General features: G+C 50.2%; 11 protein-coding genes. 6 read left to right on the top strand and 5 right to left on the bottom strand.

What is annotated here, in order from left to right:
- Positions 1-2: 2 nt before the first annotated feature.
- Positions 3-1,652 carry a fumarate hydratase gene (locus T499_RS0110700; RefSeq protein ID WP_033150973.1) on the top strand — a complete coding sequence of 550 codons (1,650 nt, stop codon included), beginning with the start codon at positions 3-5 and terminating at the stop codon, positions 1,650-1,652.
- Positions 1,631-3,133: a M6 family metalloprotease domain-containing protein gene (locus T499_RS0110695; protein WP_033150972.1), complete on the top strand. Its 1,503-nt coding sequence runs from the start codon at positions 1,631-1,633 to the stop codon at positions 3,131-3,133. Before T499_RS0110700 ends, T499_RS0110695 begins: the two co-directional genes overlap by 22 nt.
- An 18-nt stretch (positions 3,134-3,151) precedes the next feature.
- Here T499_RS0110695 and clpB read toward each other — a convergent pair whose 3' ends face one another.
- Positions 3,152-5,662 (bottom strand): ATP-dependent chaperone ClpB, encoded by a 2,511-nt coding sequence (gene clpB, locus T499_RS0110690; protein WP_033150971.1) that lies wholly within the window; start codon positions 5,660-5,662, stop codon positions 3,152-3,154.
- Between the two features lie 202 nt (positions 5,663-5,864).
- Between clpB and T499_RS0110685 the strand changes: the two genes are divergently transcribed.
- Positions 5,865-8,321 (top strand): TonB-dependent receptor, encoded by a 2,457-nt coding sequence (locus T499_RS0110685; protein ID WP_232221092.1) that lies wholly within the window; start codon positions 5,865-5,867, stop codon positions 8,319-8,321.
- A gap of 120 nt (positions 8,322-8,441) precedes the next feature.
- Here T499_RS0110685 and typA read toward each other — a convergent pair whose 3' ends face one another.
- Positions 8,442-10,244: a translational GTPase TypA gene (gene typA / locus T499_RS0110680; protein WP_033150970.1), complete on the bottom strand. Its 1,803-nt coding sequence runs from the start codon at positions 10,242-10,244 to the stop codon at positions 8,442-8,444.
- Positions 10,245-10,522: 278 nt separating this feature from the next.
- On the opposite strand from typA, the gene rpsO reads away from it, so the two are divergent.
- The gene (rpsO, locus tag T499_RS0110675) at positions 10,523-10,792 is read left to right on the top strand and encodes a 30S ribosomal protein S15 (protein WP_013063513.1); all 270 of its coding nucleotides are present in this window, start codon (positions 10,523-10,525) and stop codon (positions 10,790-10,792) included.
- Positions 10,793-10,867: 75 nt separating this feature from the next.
- Here the strand turns inward: rpsO and T499_RS0110670 are convergent, their stop codons facing one another.
- From T499_RS0110670 to T499_RS0110660, 3 genes are all read right to left on the bottom strand, one after another.
- Positions 10,868-11,362, bottom strand: coding sequence for an S-ribosylhomocysteine lyase (locus T499_RS0110670; RefSeq protein ID WP_013065540.1), 495 nt, complete (start codon positions 11,360-11,362; stop codon positions 10,868-10,870).
- A gap of 43 nt (positions 11,363-11,405) precedes the next feature.
- The gene (mtnN, locus tag T499_RS0110665; protein WP_033150969.1) at positions 11,406-12,035 is read right to left on the bottom strand and encodes a 5'-methylthioadenosine/S-adenosylhomocysteine nucleosidase; all 630 of its coding nucleotides are present in this window, start codon (positions 12,033-12,035) and stop codon (positions 11,406-11,408) included.
- A gap of 126 nt (positions 12,036-12,161) precedes the next feature.
- Complete coding sequence (locus T499_RS0110660; protein ID WP_033150968.1) at positions 12,162-12,905, bottom strand: TrmH family RNA methyltransferase; 744 nt, start codon at positions 12,903-12,905, stop codon at positions 12,162-12,164.
- Between the two features lie 94 nt (positions 12,906-12,999).
- On the opposite strand from T499_RS0110660, the gene T499_RS0110655 reads away from it, so the two are divergent.
- Both T499_RS0110655 and T499_RS0110650 read left to right on the top strand, forming a co-directional pair.
- The gene (locus T499_RS0110655) at positions 13,000-15,489 is read left to right on the top strand and encodes a YfhO family protein (protein ID WP_033150967.1); all 2,490 of its coding nucleotides are present in this window, start codon (positions 13,000-13,002) and stop codon (positions 15,487-15,489) included.
- A 45-nt stretch (positions 15,490-15,534) separates the two neighbouring features.
- Positions 15,535-18,246: a bifunctional fucokinase/fucose-1-phosphate guanylyltransferase gene (locus T499_RS0110650; protein ID WP_033150966.1), complete on the top strand. Its 2,712-nt coding sequence runs from the start codon at positions 15,535-15,537 to the stop codon at positions 18,244-18,246.
- Positions 18,247-18,306: the final 60 nt, after the last annotated feature.

Genomic DNA, 18,306 nt, shown 5'->3' with positions numbered 1-18,306 from the left:
TTATGGCTAAGACAGTTGAATTTAAGTATGCGCCCATGTTCCAGGTGGGCGAGGACAAGACGGAATATCGTCTGTTGTCGAAAGAAGGCGTATCTACCGCCGAGTTTGAAGGTAAGCAGATTGTAAAAGTTACCAAGGAAGCACTCACACTGTTGGCCCAGCAGGCATTCCACGATGTGGAGTTTATGCTGCGTCGCGAACATAACGAACAGGTGGCTAAGATCCTGACCGATCCCGAGGCCTCTGAGAATGATAAGTATGTAGCCCTGCAGTTCCTGCGCAATGCCGAGGTGGCTTGCAAGGGTATCCTGCCTTTCTGTCAGGATACAGGTACGGCCATCATCCATGGTGAGAAGGGACAGCAGATATGGACTGGTTTCGAGGATGAAGAGGCTCTGAGCCTTGGTGTGTTCAATACCTTTACTCAGGACAACCTGCGCTACTCGCAGAATGCTCCTCTGAACATGTACGACGAGGTGAACACCCGTTGCAACCTGCCTGCACAGATTGATATCGAGGCTACCGAGGGTGCTGAGTATAAGTTTGTGATGGTTGCTAAGGGTGGTGGCTCTGCCAACAAGACCTACTTCTATCCAATGACCAAGGCTACCATCCAGAACGAGGGTACACTCATCCCATTCCTGGTTGAGAAGATGAAGAGTCTGGGTACAGCTGCATGTCCTCCATACCACATTGCATTCGTAATCGGTGGTACATCAGCCGAGAAGAACCTGCTGACAGTGAAGCTGGCTTCTATCAAGTTCTACGATGGTCTGCCCACAACCGGTGATGAGACTGGTCGTGCTTTCCGTGATATCGACCTGGAGCAGAAGCTGATTAAGGAGGCTCAGAAGATTGGTCTGGGTGCCCAGTTTGGTGGTAAGTACTTGGCTCACGATATCCGCGTAATCCGTCTGCCTCGTCATGGTGCCAGCTGTCCTATCGGTATGGGTGTATCTTGTTCGGCTGACCGTAATATCAAGGCTAAGATTAATGCCGATGGTATCTGGTTGGAGAAGATGGACTCTAACCCAACAGAGCTGATTCCTGAGGAGCTGCGCAAGCCAGGTGAGGGCGGCAAGGGTATCGAGATCGACCTGAACGAGGGTATCGATGCTGTACGTGCTGAGCTCTCTAAGTATCCTGTAAGCACCCGTGTAAACCTGAAGGGTACTATCATTGTGGCTCGTGATATCGCTCACGCTAAGCTCAAGGCTCGTCTGGATGCTGGTGAGGGAATGCCTGAGTACTTCAAGAAGTATCCTGTGCTGTATGCTGGACCTGCTAAGACTCCAGAGGGCTATCCTTGTGGATCGATGGGCCCAACCACCGCTAACCGTATGGACCCATACGTTGATGAGTTCCAGGCTAATGGTGCATCGCTCGTGATGATTGCCAAGGGTAACCGTTCTGATGTTGTTACCGAGGCTTGTAAGAAGCATGGTGGTTTCTACCTCGGAACCATCGGTGGTGTAGCCGCAGTTCTCTCTAAGAGCTCTATCAAGAGCATTGAGTGCGTAGAGTACCCAGAGCTGGGTATGGAGGCTGTATGGAAGATTGAGGTTGAGGACTTCCCCGCATTCATCCTGGTTGACGATAAGGGTAATGACTTCTTCAAGACCCTGAAGCCATGGACACCTTGCGCAAAATAATACTGTTCGCATTTGTGTTGCTGGTGGCAGTTGCCACCAGCGCACAAGAGCGAAAGCCTTGTGTACTAAATATCCCCACTGATAAAGCTAAGACCCGCGGGGTGCTTAGTTTTCCCGTTCAAGATTGGGAGCCGCAGAAAGTGTATCGTCAGGCTGTGGTGCTGATAACCTTTGCCGATTGCGATTTTTCGATGGAGGATCCTGCCGCCTATTACCAGCGTTTGTTTAATGAGAGAGGCTATAACGAGGGTTATGGTTTAGGCTCAGTGGCTGATTATTTTCGCGATCAGTCAGGTGGACTTTTTAACTTGCAGTTTGACATCTATGGCCCTATTAAGGTCGGCATCAGTGCAAAAGGTTCTTATAATAACTATGGCTTTAATGCTATGGAAGAGGCTTTGGCGGCATTGGATACCTTGACCACTCAAGACTTCTCTGTTTACGATTGGAATGGAGATGGTGTGGTTGAACAGATGCTGTTTGTGGCAGCTGGTGTTTGCGGAAACCAGGCTTCGGGTTACATTTGGCCTAACACAGATTATACTACTCTTAATGCCCCAGGAAAAAAGGAAATGGTGAATACCTGTATAACTTGTGAACTGTGGAGAGACAAGACACTATGTGGTATTGGTACCATTTGCCACGAGTTTGCCCATTGCTTAGGGCTGCCTGATATATACCCTACTAGTGGCTCAAGCTATTTCTCGGTGGTGGATGAGTGGGACCTGATGGATGGGGGAAACTACACCAACAGGGGTTGGTGCCCACCCAACTTATCGATCTTGGAGAAAATGCTCTTGGGGTGGGGTACACCTACCGAACTGACAGAACCCACTACTATCACAGAAATGAAGCCTGTAAGTGAGGGAGGGGCAACCTATTTAATTCGTAACTCTGGCTGCACAAACGAGTACTATCTGCTGGAGAATCGAAGACAAACTAAGTGGGATTATGGTATTCCTGGCAATGGCTTAGCAATTTTTCATGTAGATTACGATCAGGAAAGGTGGCATTTAAATGAAGTAAATATCGCTGATACCCTTTTCCGTTACGATTTGTTCCATGCGGATGGTAAGGATTACCTGACTTGGGATCCCAAGAATAATGGCAAGGATTTGGGAAAATATACCATGGACGACTGGTTGCGTAACAGGTACCTGAGTACCTCGACTTATCCTTATACTAATCCCGAAACGCAGTTGATAAACGATGTGCTGAATGATAGCAGTACACCTGCATCTACCGTGCATAATAAGAATGCTGAAGGTGCCCTGCTGATGTCGAAGGCTATTACCAATATCCGTATAGCTGATGATGGTACGGTATCATTCGACTTTATGGGTGGCACATCGGGTATCCAGCCGATTATCGAGGTAACGGATACTGATAATCGTTGGTACGACCTGCAAGGGCGCCAGCTACAAGGCGAACCACGTCAGAAAGGTGTGTATATCCATAACAGAAAAAAGGTTGCCCGATAACTCGAGCAACCCTTTTTCTTAATTCCTAAAGAGCAGTCCTTCGCCATATTCATCGATGATGATAGGCTTGGTGCGATCAACCTCATCCGACAGGATCTTCTTCGACAGGTCGTTGAGCACGAACTGCTGGATGGCACGCTTAACAGGACGTGCACCATAGTCGGGATCGTAACCCTGCTCGGCCAGATAGTCGATGGCCTGCGGTGTACACTCTAAGGTGATGCCCTGAGGTGCCAGCATATCGGTAACCTTCTTCATCTGCAACTTCACTACGTCGGCAATCTGTTCCTTGGTAAGAGGTGTAAAGGTGATAATCTCATCAATACGGTTCAGAAACTCTGGGCGCATAGTGGCTCTGAGTTGCTCACGGGTGGCGTTCGAGGTCATGATAATGATGGTGTTCTTAAAGTTGGCGGTACGTCCCTTGTTGTCCGTCAAACGTCCATCGTCCAGCACCTGCAACAGGATGTTGAACACATCCGGATGGGCCTTCTCAATCTCATCGAACAGCACTACCGAGTAAGGCTTGCGGCGCACGGCCTCAGTGAGCTGACCACCTTCGTCGTAGCCTACGTATCCTGGAGGCGCACCAATCAGTCGGCTCACGCTGTATTTCTCCTGATACTCACTCATGTCGATACGCGTCATCATGGTCTCGTCGTTAAACAGATAGTCGGCCAGGGTTTTGGCAAGCTCTGTTTTACCTACACCTGTGGTACCTAAGAAGATGAAGCTTGCGATAGGACGCTTAGGATCCTGCAAGCCAGCACGACTGCGGCGCACAGCATCAGATACGGCAATGATGGCTTCGTCCTGACCAATCACACGCTTGTGCAACTCATTCTCTAAGTGCAACAGCTTTTCGCGCTCGCTCTGCATCATCTTGGTTACGGGGATACCTGTCCAGCGGCTTACTACCTCGGCGATGTCATCGGCGGTAACCTCTTCGCGAACCAGAGAGTTATCGCCTTGGGCATTGGCCAGCTGACTCTGGATATGTGCAATGTCGTCCTCAAGTGCTTTCAGTTTCGAGTAGCGTATCTCGGCTACCTTACCATAGTCGCCCTCGCGCTCGGCACGTTCTGCCTCCAGCTTCAGGTTCTCAATATCCTGCTTGTCCTGTTGGATTTTGTTGATGAGTTGGCGCTCGCCTTCCCACTTGGCACGGAACTGGGTTTCCTGCTCCTTCAGCTCGGCGATGTCCTTATCCAACTGTGCTATCTTCTGGGTGTCGCCCTCTCTTTTGATAGCCTCACGCTCGATTTCGAGCTGAGCCAGTCGGCGGGTAATCTCATCCAACTCCTCAGGTACCGAGTCGCGCTCCATGCGCAGTTTTGCTGCGGCCTCGTCCATCAGGTCGATGGCCTTGTCGGGGAGGAATCTTTCAGAGATATAGCGCTCTGAGAGTTGTACGGCAGCGATACAGGCATCGTCCTGGATACGTACCTTGTGGTGGTTCTCGTAACGTTCCTTCAAGCCTCGCAGAATGCTGATAGCACTCAGTTCATCGGGCTCATCTACCATCACGGTCTGGAATCGGCGCTCCAGGGCCTTATCCTTCTCAAAGTATTTCTGATACTCGTTCAGTGTGGTGGCACCTATGGCACGCAGTTCGCCACGAGCCAGGGCTGGTTTCAGAATGTTAGCGGCATCCATGGCGCCCTCGCCACCACCTGCACCTACCAGGGTGTGGATCTCGTCGATAAACAGGATGATGCGGCCCTCGGCCTTGGTCACCTCGTTGATCACACTCTTCAGGCGCTCCTCAAACTCACCTTTGTACTTGGCACCTGCTACCAGTGCACCCATATCCAGCGAGTAGAGTTGCTTGTCCTTCAGGTTCTCGGGCACATCGCCACGCACAATACGACCAGCCAGTCCCTCAACGATGGCAGTTTTACCTGTACCAGGTTCACCTATTAATATAGGGTTGTTCTTGGTGCGGCGACTCAGAATCTGCAGTACACGACGAATCTCATCGTCGCGACCAATCACTGGGTCCAGCTTGCCTTGGCGGGCCAAATCCACCAGGTTCTTGGCATATTTCTCCAAGCTCTGGTAGTTATCATCGGCACTCTGCGATTGCACCTTTTGTCCCTGGCGCAGCTCCTGGATAGCCGCCTGCATATCCTTCTCGGTACAGCCGGCATCCTTCATGATGCGTGAGGCAGTAGAATTAACTTTCAGCAGGGCGAGTAGAATAGGCTCTACCGATACAAACTCGTCGCCACCTTTCTGGGCCACCTCTTGCGCGCGCACGAGTACATTATTACTATCACTGGAGAGATAAGGCTGACCAGCACCCTGTACTTTGGGCAGATGTTGTATCTCCTGATCTACCAGTAACTCTATCTGCTGGGCATTTACACCCAACTTCTGGAAGATGAAGGTGGTTACATCCTTCGCCTTCTCTATCACACCTTTCAGTATGTGTACAGGTTCTATCACCTGCTGACCATTCATCTGGGCCGCGTTCACCGCCTGCTGAATGGCCTCTTGTGCTTTAATTGTAAACTTGTCGAATGTCATAATATGCTCCTTTCTATTTTAATGTTTAATCTTTAATGTTTAATGTTCAAAGCTTATGCCTAAGGCTTTTTGTCTGACAAAATGGCATTGATGTATGTCTGTTTGTCGTAGTGTTTCTGAAAATCCATATAAATGTGGATTGCTCAAGTTGCAAAAATTGCGTACCTTTGCAGCGCAATTAAGAACATAAGTTGTAAAATTGATGAATAAGAAGATTGTTTTCGTGCTTTTGGCACTGGGTGGTCAGCTCTCGGTAATGGCCACTCCTCTTAGAAACTTGGATACTGAGGAGCTCAGCGATTCAAGTAAGGTTATCGACCTTGACGAGGTTGTGGTGGTATCGCAACCCAAGGAGCAGGTGCGCCTGCGCCTTCAGCCGGTTAGTAGTAATGTGTTTGGTAGTGAGCAGTTGCAGCAGTTGCATGTTCACGATTTGAGTCAGCTCTCGCAGTATGTGCCATCGTTTGTGATGCCATCGTATGGTTCGCGCCTCACCTCGTCGATGTATGTACGTGGTATAGGTTCGCGTATCAACAACCCTGCAGTGGGTGTGTATTACGATAACATCCCCATGATGTCGAAGTCGGCTTTCAACAACCATTTCTATATGTTGGATCGTGTAGATGTGTTGCGTGGTCCTCAGGGTTCGCTCTATGGTCAGAATACCGAGGGTGGACTGGTACGTATCTATTCTAAGAACCCAATGAACTATCAGGGTACTGATATCCGTTTGGGTATCGGTACTGGCTTATATAGTAATGTAGAGGTGGCTCACCACCATCGTCCGTCAGAATATCTGGCTTGGACCATTGCTGGTTTCTATAGCGGGTTGAAGGGCTTTATCAACAACCAGAATTTCGACCAGAAGAACGACCTGACCAACGAGGCTGGTGGTAAGCTGCGCCTGATTTGGCAGCCTAACAAGCAACTGAAGTTCGACTGGACTGCTGATTACCAGTATGTAAACCAGAATGGTTTTGGTTATGGCGAGTTCCAGCCAATACCATATAGTTCTGTGAAGCCCTACAGCCTTGAGGTAGAGGATCCTGCCACCACCATTATGAATGGTTACAAGCGTAACATGTTTACCACAGGTTTGAACATTGGTTACGAGACAGAGAGCCTGCTCTTTACCTCAACCACCAGCTATCAGTACCTGAACGACCTGATGCTGATGGACCAGGACTATATGACAGGCGATTATCTGCAGCTTCGTCAGGCTCAGAAGATGAACGCCATCACTCAGGAGTTTGTGCTGCGTAGCAACAACAAGGGCTTGATTCGTCAGATATTCCCCAGGCGTTGGCAGCATGCTACAGGTTTGTTCGCTTCGTACCAGTGGCTCAACACCAATGCACCCGTGCTCTTTGGCGATGGCATCACAGGTCCTATCGGCAATGCGATTGCCAATGCCATGAAGAACTCTATGCTTCAGGGTATGATTGGTCGCTTTATGGGGCAGGGAATGAGTGCTGAGGCTGCTAGGGCTGCTGCTCAGGCTGCTGTAGAAAAGATGGGAGTAAACATGAGTGCTGAGATGGCTGTGCCTGGTGAGTACAAAACTCCAACTTGGAACTTTGCTGCTTTCCACGAGAGTAACATCCTGTTGGGCGACAACTGGAAGCTTACCCTTGGTTTGCGCTTTAATATAGATAAGGTGAAGATTGAGTACGATGCGCTGGCCTATATGAACATGACTGGTGGTACAGCCAATGCTACAGCTACCTATCACCTCACATCGCATGTACAGGACAGTCGCTCTAAGAGCTACACCCAGCTGTTGCCAAAGATTGGTCTTACCTATACCTTCGACGATTCAATTGGCAATATCTACGCATTGGTATCAAAGGGCTATCGCGCTGGTGGTTACAACTTCCAGATGTTCAGCGATGTGCTGCAGACTGAGTTGAATGCGCATCAGCAGGATGCTATGCGTGGCGACTATGATGTGGAGCACACTGCTGCCGACTATGATGCTATCAACGAGACTATCGCATATAAGCCAGAGGAGAGTTGGAACTATGAGATTGGTACCCACCTCAACCTGTTTGGTGGTAGCACTCACTTCGACTTGGCTCTGTATTACATGCAGATTCGCAACCAGCAGCTGTCGATCATGGAGCCAAACAGCAACTATGGTCGCATAATGGTCAATGCAGGTAAGAGTCACTCATGCGGACTTGAGGCAACTCTGCGCGGAAAGGCAGCCGACAATGCTCTCGACTGGGCTGTAACCTATGCATTTACCAATGCTAAGTTTGATGAGTACCAGCATACCGTAGGTGGTTCAACATCTCCAAATACGGATACATTCGCTGGTGATTACGATGGCAACTATGTGCCATTCGTTCCTCAGCACACTCTGAGCGCTATGGTTGATTGGCACATCGGTAAGTTTACCATTGGTGCCAATATGAATGGTCAGGGCAAGATTTGGTGGGACGAGGCTAACACCTACGCACAGAAGTTCTATGCTGTGGCTGGTGCTCATGCTGATTACGACTTCGGACCAGTATTAGTTTCACTCTGGGGACGTAATCTCACCAACACGCACTACAATACGTTTGCAGTTGCATCGAGTGCTGTAGGTGGAACTCACTACTTTGCTCAGCGAGCAACACCTATCCAGGTTGGATTAGACGTAAACATTCACTTCTAAGCATAAAAAAACCTCGCCAATTGGCGAGGCTTTTTTTGTGATATATTTCTTATACCTTGTTTGCCTTGACCTACGGTCGAGCCTGCTTGCGTTCGGTAATCGATGCAAGCATCATTACGCTCACTGTTTCGCAGCCTTTTTACGCTGGTCGTGATCCAGAATCGTTTTGCGCATACGCATCGATTTTGGTGTTACCTCAACCAACTCGTCGCTCTTGATGTACTCCAGGCACTCCTCAAGGCTCATCACGGTCTTTGGAATAATGCGAGCCTTATCATCGGTACCCGATGCACGTACGTTAGTAAGCTGCTTAGCCTTACATACGTTTACTACCAGGTCGTTATCGTGAACATGCTCACCTACTACCTGACCCATGTAAACATCCTCACCTGGATCGATGAAGAACTTACCACGGTCCTGCAGCTTATCGATGGCATAAGCAAAGGCGTTACCAGTATCCATCGAGATCATCGAACCATTTACACGGCGCTCAATCTCGCCCTTGTATGGCTGATACTCCTTAAAGCGGTGGGCCATGATAGCCTCGCCCTGACTGGCTGTGAGCACATTGGTACGCAGTCCGATAATACCACGTGATGGGATATCGAACTCGATGTTTACACGTTCGCCCTGACTCTCCATCGATGTCATCTCACCCTTACGACGGGTTACCATATCAATCATCTTAGATGAGAACTCCTCGGGCACGTTGATGGTGAGCTCCTCAACAGGCTCGTGCTTTACACCGTCGATTTCCTTGTAGATTACCTGAGGCTGACCAACTTGCAGCTCGTAGCCCTCGCGGCGCATGGTCTCAACCAGCACTGAGAGGTGCAGCACACCACGTCCTGATACAATCCACTTATCGGTGCTATCCTCGAAAGGTGTCACACGCAGGGCCAGGTTCTTCTCCAGCTCCTTCTCCAAGCGGTCGTTAATATGGCGCGATGTAACAAACTTACCCTCCTTACCAAAGAAAGGCGAGTCGTTAATCATAAACAGCATCGACATGGTAGGCTCGTCGATAGCGATAGGAGCCAGTGGCTCTGGGTTCTCCAGGTCGCAGATGCTATCGCCAATCTCAAACTTATCCAGTCCGATTACAGCGCAGATGTCGCCACACTCTACCTGCTCGGTATGTACGTGTCCCATACCCTCAAAGGTGTGCAGCTCCTTAATCTTAGTCTTCTCCATGGTGCCATCGCGGTGTGCAATGGTAACCTGCATGCCATCCTTCAGGGTGCCACGGTGTACACGACCTACGGCGATACGACCCTGATAGCTCGAGTAGTCGAGTGATGTGATGAGCATCTGAGGTGTTCCCTCTTCCTGCTTTGGGGCGGGGATCATCTCTACGATTTTATCAAGCAGATAAGTGATATTGTCGGTAGGTTTCTGCCAGTCCTCACTCATCCAGCCGTTCTTAGCCGAACCATAAACCACGGGGAAATCCAACTGCTCCTCGGTGGCATTGAGCGAGAACATCAGATCGAATACCATCTCGTAAACCTCCTCAGGGCGGCAGTTAGGCTTATCTACCTTGTTAACTACAACGATAGGCTTCAGGCCGATTTCGAGTGCTTTCTGCAGCACGAAACGTGTCTGAGGCATAGGACCTTCGAAGGCATCAACCAACAGCAGGCAGCCATCGGCCATGTTGAGCACACGCTCTACCTCGCCACCGAAATCCGAGTGTCCTGGAGTGTCGATGATATTGATTTTAACGCCTTTCCAATTGATACTGACGTTTTTTGAAAGAATGGTGATACCACGCTCGCGCTCCAAGTCGTTGGCATCCAGTACCTGATTGCTGAGATTCTGTCCGTCACGGAACAGGTGTCCAGCCAGCATCATCTTGTCCACAAGGGTTGTTTTTCCGTGGTCAACATGAGCGATAATTGCAATGTTTCTGATATCCTGCATACGAAAATACTTAAATTCGGGTGCAAAGTTACAAAAAAATAGGCACGGATTACACGGATTACGCGGATTTTTTAATAAATATCACAAAAAAATATCAAAAATCAGTGTTAATCCGTGAAATCCGTGCCAAAAAATTTGGAGGAATGGATAAATTGTTGTAATTTTGCAGCCGCATTTCGGAAAATCCGGAGCATTTGACGACGTAAACCCACTGGTGATTAGGCGGGAATCGCGTTTGAAAAATGTTATTGCAACAATTTTTTAATCACATTAAAATTATGTATTTAGACAAGGCAAAGAAAGAGGAGATCTTCGGTCAGTACGGTAAGAGCACTACTGATACTGGTTCTGCAGAGGCTCAGATTGCACTCTTCAGCTACCGTATCTCTCACCTGACAGAGCACCTGAAGAAGAATCACAAGGACCACAACACTGCACGTTCACTCACCATGCTGGTAGGTAAGCGTCGTAAGTTGCTGAAGTACCTGTACAATAACGATATCAATCGTTATCGTGCTATCATCAAGGCTCTGGGTCTCCGTAAGTAATATCGTACTTACAACCAAGAAAAGAAAATCCCCATCTCAATCGAGGTGGGGATTATTTTTTATGTTGCTGAAGGATTAGGCATCGGCAAACACCTTACCGTCTTCGAGTGTAATCTGCAGTTTGGTGTACTCGCAGTGGAAATCGTTCTTCAGACGGTCAAGATAGCGGGCGCACTCCCATTTGCACATGGGCAGATCGTGCAGCAGATAGTTGCCACAAGCCTCGGGACGTGTTGCAGGCACCTCGTCCTGTGTCAGTATCCACTCCAGGCACTCCATCGTCAACTGGCGCATGTCCTCAACGGTGTATTCACCCGTCATAATGATGTACATACCTGTGAGGCAGCCCATCGGACCCACATATACCACATCCTCTTTGGCGCGCGAGTTGCGGAACCACGTGGCCATCAGGTGCTCGATACTGTGGATAGCAGCAGGGGCAACAGCAGGTTCCTTATTGGGTTCGGTAATGCGTAAATCAAAAGTGGTAAAACCTTTATCCACACGCGATACGTAAATACCTGGCTTCAGGTGCGTGTGGTCAATCGTAAAACTCTGTATGACCTCCATTTTTATTTTTTTAATTTTTACATTTTTCAATTTTTACATTCTTCTACAGGCTTTCGATAAAAGTCTTGGTGGTTTGGAATGACTTCTCGGCCACGGTATCCCAGAAGTTGTGGTATTGCGAGGCATCGGTGTCGCGCAGGGGGATATCGCTGATGACGCGGAACGAGATAAAGGGCACCTTATAGATGTGGCATACCTGCGCGATGGCACAGCTCTCCATATCTACGGCTTTGGCCTCGGGGAAGTGACTTACTATCTCGCGCATCTTTTCCTTAGAATCCACAAACCAGTCGCCTGTAACAATCAGTCCGGGCTTGGCACCTGCCAACTGGGCTTTCTCAAGCAGGTAAGGGTCGGCCTGATAACGGGCTGGCAAGCCCTGCACCTGACCAAATACCGTGCTTTCGTCGATAGCGTAACCACAATACACATCGTGGTAGGTCAGCTCCGAACTAACTACTACATCCTGCAGGTTGATATCATCGCCATTACCACCAGCGCAACCACTCGAGATAATCACGTCGGGCTTATACTGGCGAATCATCTCTACTGCCTGGATAGCGGCATTTACAGTGGCAATACCACTCTTCTGCAGAATCACTTTATCTTCGGGGAATAATGGACGGAGCTGCTTCAGTTCCTTGTCCATCGCTACTATCATTCCAACTTTCATACGTTAAACATTAAACATTAAAGATTAAACATTAAACATTTATTTTTTGCAACGGACTACAGGACTTTAGGATTTTTTTACCTGTGATAATCAGTCTTGTTAGTCCTGTTGTCCGTTGCTAAATTCTCATTTGCAATTGCGCTGGCGCACTGCTTCGTACATCAGGATAGCGGCTGATACGCTGACGTTCAGCGAATCGAGGCGGCCCAGCATGGGTATGCGGATATGGGCATCGGCGGCCTCGCGCCACTGGTTGGTAAGGCCCGTGCTCTCGGTGCCCATCACAATGGCGGTGCCCTGCGTCATGTCGTAATCGTAATACTCGTACGAATCCTGCAACTGGGCGGTAAGAATCTTGATGCCGTGCTCCTTGAGGAAGGCGATGCACTCCTGCGACGAACAAACGGCTGTGGGCACGCAGAACACACCACCGATACTAGCACGAATCACGTTGGGATTGTACATATCCGTCAGTGGGTCGCACACGATGAGGGCATCAATACCAGCCGCCTCGGCACTACGCAATATAGCCCCTAGGTTGCCAGGCTTCTCCACACTCTCCAGCACCACAATCAAAGGGCTCTCCTTCAACTGCAACTTTTCCAGTGTGTGCTCCTTGCATCTCACCACGGCAATGTGGCCCTCGGTACTGCCGCGATAGGCCATCTTTTCATATACCTGCGGCGAAACGTTCTTGTCGCGGATGTACTCCTCCACCACCTCGTAGCCGCAGGCTTTACAGTGCTCTATCTCGCGCTGGCCTTCAACCACAAAAAGTCCCTCCTCACGACGGAGCGACGACTTCTGCTGCAGGGCTACTACGTGCTTAATCTTGGCGTTTTGTACGCTTGTAATGATTGTTTCTTCCATATTTTGCTGCAAAATTATAAAAAATCCGTGAAATCCGTGTAATCCGTGCCAAAAATTTAATACCTTTGCAGGCAAATTAAATAATTTGCAAGTTATGACATTATTGAAAAAATGGCTGCCCGATATGTTGGCAGTGTTGTTATTCGCCGTTCTGGCCTTTGCGTATTTCTTCCCTGCCGATATCGAGGGACGTATCCTGTACCGTCACGATGCCTCAGCTGGTCGTGGAGCAGGTCAGGAGGGTATCGAATATATGCAGAAAACAGGCGAGCGTAGTCGTTGGACCAACGCCCTGTTTGGTGGTATGCCTACCTACCAGATGGCTCCCTCGTATCATTCTACCGATAAACTCAGTACAATGACCAAGATCTACCATCTGTTCTTACCCGAGAATGTGTGGTATGTGTTTGCTTATCTGTTAGGATTCTATATTTTGCTGCGTGCTTTCGATTTCCGTCAGCATCTGGCAGCCTTAGGCTCTATCGTGTGGGCCTTCAGCACCTATTTCCTCATCATCATTGCTGCAGGTCACATCTGGAAGGTGTGGGCTCTGGCCTATCTGCCACCATTGATTGCAGGACTTGTGCTGGCCTATAGGGGCAAATATCTGTGGGGCTTTGTGCTCACAGCCATTTTCACTGCTTTCGAGATCAATGCCAACCACGTGCAGATGACGTATTACTATCTGTTTATCATCCTGGCCATGGTGATTGCCTGGTTGGTAGATGCCATCCGCAAGCATCAGTTGGCTGCCTTCGGTAAGGCCACTGCCGTGTGCATCGCAGGTGCCGCCATTGGCGTGTGCATCAACCTCTCAAACCTCTACCACACCTGGCAGTACGGTCAGGAGTCGATGCGCGGTAAGAGCGAACTGGTAAAGAAGAATTCGGCCAACCAGACCAGTAGTGGTTTGGAGCGCGATTATATCACACAGTGGAGTTATGGTATCGACGAGACCTGGACCCTGCTCATTCCTAACACCAAGGGTGGTGCTTCGGTGCCCATGAGCGAGAGTAAGATTGCCATGGAGAAAGCCGATCCTACCTACGAGAGCATCTACCAGCAGATTGGTCAGTACTGGGGCGAACAGCCTGGTACCAGCGGTCCTGTGTATGTAGGTGCCTTTGTGATGTTCCTGTTTGTGCTGGGACTGCTGATTGTCAAAGGTCCTATGAAGTGGGCTTTGCTCGCTGTTACCATCCTGTCGATACTCCTGTCGTGGGGTCGTAACTTCATGGGCTTTACCGATTTCTTCCTCGATTATGTGCCCATGTACGCCAAGTTCCGTACCGTGGCCTCGATATTGGTGATTGCCGAGTTTACCATCCCCTTGCTGGCCATGATGGCATTGAAAAAACTGTTCGACGAGCCCGAGGGCTTTAGCAAGTACAGCAAGCCTATCTACATCAGCTTTGGTGTTACCGCCGGCTTCTGCCTGTTGTTTGCCCTGATGCCAACCACCTTCTTCGATGGTTTTGTTTCATCCAGCGAGATGCGTGCTCTCAGCACCTTGCCACAGGAGCACATCCAACCACTTATCAGTAATCTGGTTGATATGCGTACAGCCGTGTTTACAGCCGATTGTTGGCGTTCGTTCTGGATTATCGTGGTGGGCATGGTATTGCTTATGGCTTACAAATATCGCAAACTCAAGGCCGAATATACCATCGGTGCTATCCTGGTGCTCTGCCTCATCGACCTTTGGCAGGTAAACAAGCGTTACCTGAACGATGAGATGTTTGTGCCCCAGAGCGAGCGCGAGGCACCCCAGCAGATGTCGCAGACCGATGAGCTCATCCTGCGCGACAAGGCCCTGGATTACCGTGTGCTCAACCTGGCATCAAATACCTTCAACGAGAACGAGACATCTTACTACCATAAGAGCATTGGTGGTTACCATGCCGCCAAGCTGCGCCGTTATCAGGAGATGATAGAGCAGTATATCTCACCCGAGATGCAGCGCCTGATGAATGCTGTGGCCGAGGCTGGTGGCGATATGACTCAGGTTAAGGGCGACAGCATCTGTCCTGTTATCAATATGCTCAACACCCGCTACTTTGTGTTCCCACTGCAGGGTGGCCAGACAGTGCCCATCCAGAACCCCTATGCTTTGGGTAATGCGTGGTTTGTTGATAAGATTAGCTATGCCAAGAATGCCAACGAGGAGATTTTGAAGGTGGGTCAGATCGACCTGCGTCACGAGGCTGTGGCCGACGAGAAGTTCCAGGCACAGCTGGGTGATGCTGTTGCACAGGATACCACCAGCACCGTGGATATCAAGAGCTACGAGCCTAACCAGCTTACCTACGATGTTAACTCGGGTAAGGGTGGTGTAGTGGTATTCTCCGAGGTTTACTATCCAGGCTGGACTGCTACCATCGATGGCGAGCCTGCCGAGTTGGGTAGGGTAAACTACATCCTGCGTGCCCTCAATGTAAAACCAGGTAAACACGAGGTAGTGCTCAGTTTCTTCCCCAAGTCGGTTGATACTACCGAGACGATTGCCTATACAGCGTATGCTATACTGATACTGGTGCTGGCAGGAGCCGCCTTCATGGCCTACCGCCGCAAAAAGAATGGTTAAGGCTCTTGGCGAGCTGAATGTTCAATGTTCAATGTTCAATGTTCAATGAAAAAGTTGCTCTCATTGCCACCAAACTTGGTGGACAGTTTCCACGATGTAACCGGATTGAGTCGTGAGGAGTATTTCTGTACCAACGATCCAGTTGGTCATAAGTTGGGTAGTGGTGGCGGAACCACCTGGCTGTTACAGGCCTGTATGACTACCGAGGATGGCACCTCGCTTGCCGAGTGGCTGCCCCGCGAAAAGCGTATCTTGCTGCATGCCGGCGGACAGAGTCGTCGCTTGCCCTCGTATGCCCCATCAGGTAAGATCCTTACCCCCGTACCGGTGTTCCGTTGGGAGCGTGGACAGCGCCTCTCACAGGATTTGCTCAGTCTGCAGCTGCCCCTTTACGAGCAGATGATGGATATGGCTCCCGAGGGCATCCACACCATGGTGGTAAGTGGCGATGTGCTGGTGCGCACCTCACAGCCCCTGCAGCCCATCCCCGATGCCGATGTGGTGTGCTATGGCTTGTGGCTCGATGCCTCAGTGGCCAAGAACCACGGTGTGTTCGTCAGCTCGCGCAAATCGCCCCAGGTGCTTAAGCATATGCTGCAGAAACCCAGCATCGAGACCCTGAACGAGCTTCAGAAAGATCATTATTACCTCACCGATATCGGCATCTGGATGCTGAGCGACAAGGCCGTTGAACTATTGGCTAAAAAATCAATGGCAGATCCAAATGGTCCATTGTCAATGGTCCGCTCCAGCTCTGCTGGCTTGCAAGGCAAGAATGGTCAATTAAAGGAGTATGATATGTATTCCGAGTTTGGCTGCGCCCTTGGCACTAACCCATCTAAGCCAGATGAGGATTTGCTTGACCTCAAGGTGGCCATCGTACCCCTGCAGGGTGGCGAGTTCTACCACTTCGGTACTTCGCGCGAGATGATCTCATCTACCCTCCGCATTCAGAATCTGGTAAACGATCAGCGAGAGATTATGCACCACGATCGCAAACCGCACCCCAGCTTGTTTGTGCAGAATGCCGTTTGCAAGTACAAGTTTACCGAGGACAATACCAATATCTGGATTGAAAACAGCGACGTGAGCGAGGGCTGGACCCTGAGTCACGACAATATTATAACAGGTGTGCCCCAGAACCACTGGAAGGTAAACCTAGCCCCAGGCGAGTGTATCGATGTAGTGCCCATTGGCGATACCGAATATGCTGTGCGCCTGTACCATATCGACGATAAGTTTGCTGGTGCCGAACAGCAGAAACAGCAGTTCCCTGTAGTGGCCGACCTTGAGGCCCTGAGCATGCTGCAAACACTGGATGGCCTGGCACTCGTTACCAGTCGTATGATTTCGGCCGAGGAGATTAGTACCGAGGCCAATCTGCATCGCTTGTTCGATCAGCGTAAGGCTTTCCGCAAACTCAACTGGAGTGCGCTGGCCAAGAACTGGAACCACAGTGTGTTCTACCAGCTCGACCTGGCCGATGCCAAGCGCGAGTTCGACGAACAGCACATTGAGATGCCCCCTGCACTCGATGCCGATGCCCCCCTGATGACGCGCATCCACGATGCCATGTTCCGTGGCGAAAGCGAAAAGGCCTTTGCGCTTTTACGTGAGGGCTTACTCGATACCAACGATTATCAGCAGATACCCCAGCTCAGTGTGGCCGACGACCAGATTGTCTGGGGTCGTTCACCCGTGCGTATCGATATCGCAGGTGGTTGGACCGATACCCCTCCTTACTGTCTGATGGAGGGTGGCAATGTCATCAACCTGGCCATCGAGCTCAATGGTCAGCCCCCGTTGCAAACCTATGTGCGCCCCTGCCAGGAGCCCCGTATCGTGCTGCGTAGCATCGACCTGGGTGCCATGGAGGTAGTAGAGACCAGCGAGCAGTTGCGTGATTTTATGCACGTAGGCTCGCCCTTCTCAATTCCCAAGGCCGCCTTGGTATTGGCTGGCTTCGGTCAGCGTTCGCTCAAGGATGAGTTAGCTGCCTTTGGCGCAGGTATCGAGCTCACCCTGCTCAGTGCCATCCCCGCAGGCAGTGGCTTAGGCACCAGCAGCATCCTGGCTGCTACCGTGCTGGGTGCGCTCAACGATTTCTGCGGCTTGGGTTGGGATAAGAACGAGATTGGTCATCGCACCCTGATGCTCGAACAGATGCTTACCACAGGTGGTGGTTGGCAGGATCAGTTCGGTGGCGTGCTGGGTGGCGTAAAACTGCTGCAAACGGGTAGGGGCTTTGCCCAGAACCCACAGGTGCGCTGGTTGCCCACCGATCTGTGGACGCAACCCGAATATCGCCCTTGTCACCTATTATATTATACAGGCATCACGCGTACGGCTAAGAGCATCCTGGCCGAGATTGTGCGCCGCATGTTCTTGAATCACGGTGGCGAGCTGCGCCTGTTGCGACAGATGAAACAGCATACCCTCGACATGTACGAGGCTATCCAGCAGAACGACTTCGAGCGAATGGGCTTGTTGGTACGTAAAACGTGGGCACAGAATCAGGCCCTCGATGCAGGTACCAACCCAGCCGATGTGGCTAAGCTCACCAGCTTGATCGATGACCTCTGCTTAGGTTACAAACTGCCTGGTGCAGGTGGTGGCGGCTATCTGTATATGATAGCTAAGGATCCCGAGGCCGCCGCACGTATCAAGCAGATACTCACCGAAAACAGCATCCGTAAAAATGCTCGCTTTGTGGATATGAGTCTTTCTACCACAGGCTTGCAAATAAGTAGAAGTTGATATTTAGCAACGGACTACAGGACTTTAGGATTTTTACCCGCGATAATCATCTTGTTAGTC

The sequence above is a fragment of the Prevotella sp. RM4 genome (genome assembly GCF_000701965.1).
In the GTDB taxonomy this organism is placed as follows: domain Bacteria; phylum Bacteroidota; class Bacteroidia; order Bacteroidales; family Bacteroidaceae; genus Prevotella; species Prevotella ruminicola.
The sequence above is the reverse complement of the archived record's forward strand: the minus strand, read 5'-3'. Positions and strand labels throughout refer to the sequence as shown.

Coding starts and splice junctions, on each gene's coding strand:
- T499_RS0110695 (WP_033150972.1), top strand. CDS start 1,631: ATGGACACCTTGCGCAAAATAATACTGTTCGCATTTGTGTTGCTGGTG.
- rpsO (WP_013063513.1), top strand. CDS start 10,523: ATGTATTTAGACAAGGCAAAGAAAGAGGAGATCTTCGGTCAGTACGGT.
- typA (WP_033150970.1), bottom strand. CDS start 10,244: ATGCAGGATATCAGAAACATTGCAATTATCGCTCATGTTGACCACGGA.
- T499_RS0110670 (WP_013065540.1), bottom strand. CDS start 11,362: ATGGAGGTCATACAGAGTTTTACGATTGACCACACGCACCTGAAGCCA.
- T499_RS0110650 (WP_033150966.1), top strand. CDS start 15,535: ATGAAAAAGTTGCTCTCATTGCCACCAAACTTGGTGGACAGTTTCCAC.
- T499_RS0110660 (WP_033150968.1), bottom strand. CDS start 12,905: ATGGAAGAAACAATCATTACAAGCGTACAAAACGCCAAGATTAAGCAC.
- clpB (WP_033150971.1), bottom strand. CDS start 5,662: ATGACATTCGACAAGTTTACAATTAAAGCACAAGAGGCCATTCAGCAG.
- T499_RS0110655 (WP_033150967.1), top strand. CDS start 13,000: ATGACATTATTGAAAAAATGGCTGCCCGATATGTTGGCAGTGTTGTTA.
- mtnN (WP_033150969.1), bottom strand. CDS start 12,035: ATGAAAGTTGGAATGATAGTAGCGATGGACAAGGAACTGAAGCAGCTC.
- T499_RS0110700 (WP_033150973.1), top strand. CDS start 3: ATGGCTAAGACAGTTGAATTTAAGTATGCGCCCATGTTCCAGGTGGGC.
- T499_RS0110685 (WP_232221092.1), top strand. CDS start 5,865: ATGAATAAGAAGATTGTTTTCGTGCTTTTGGCACTGGGTGGTCAGCTC.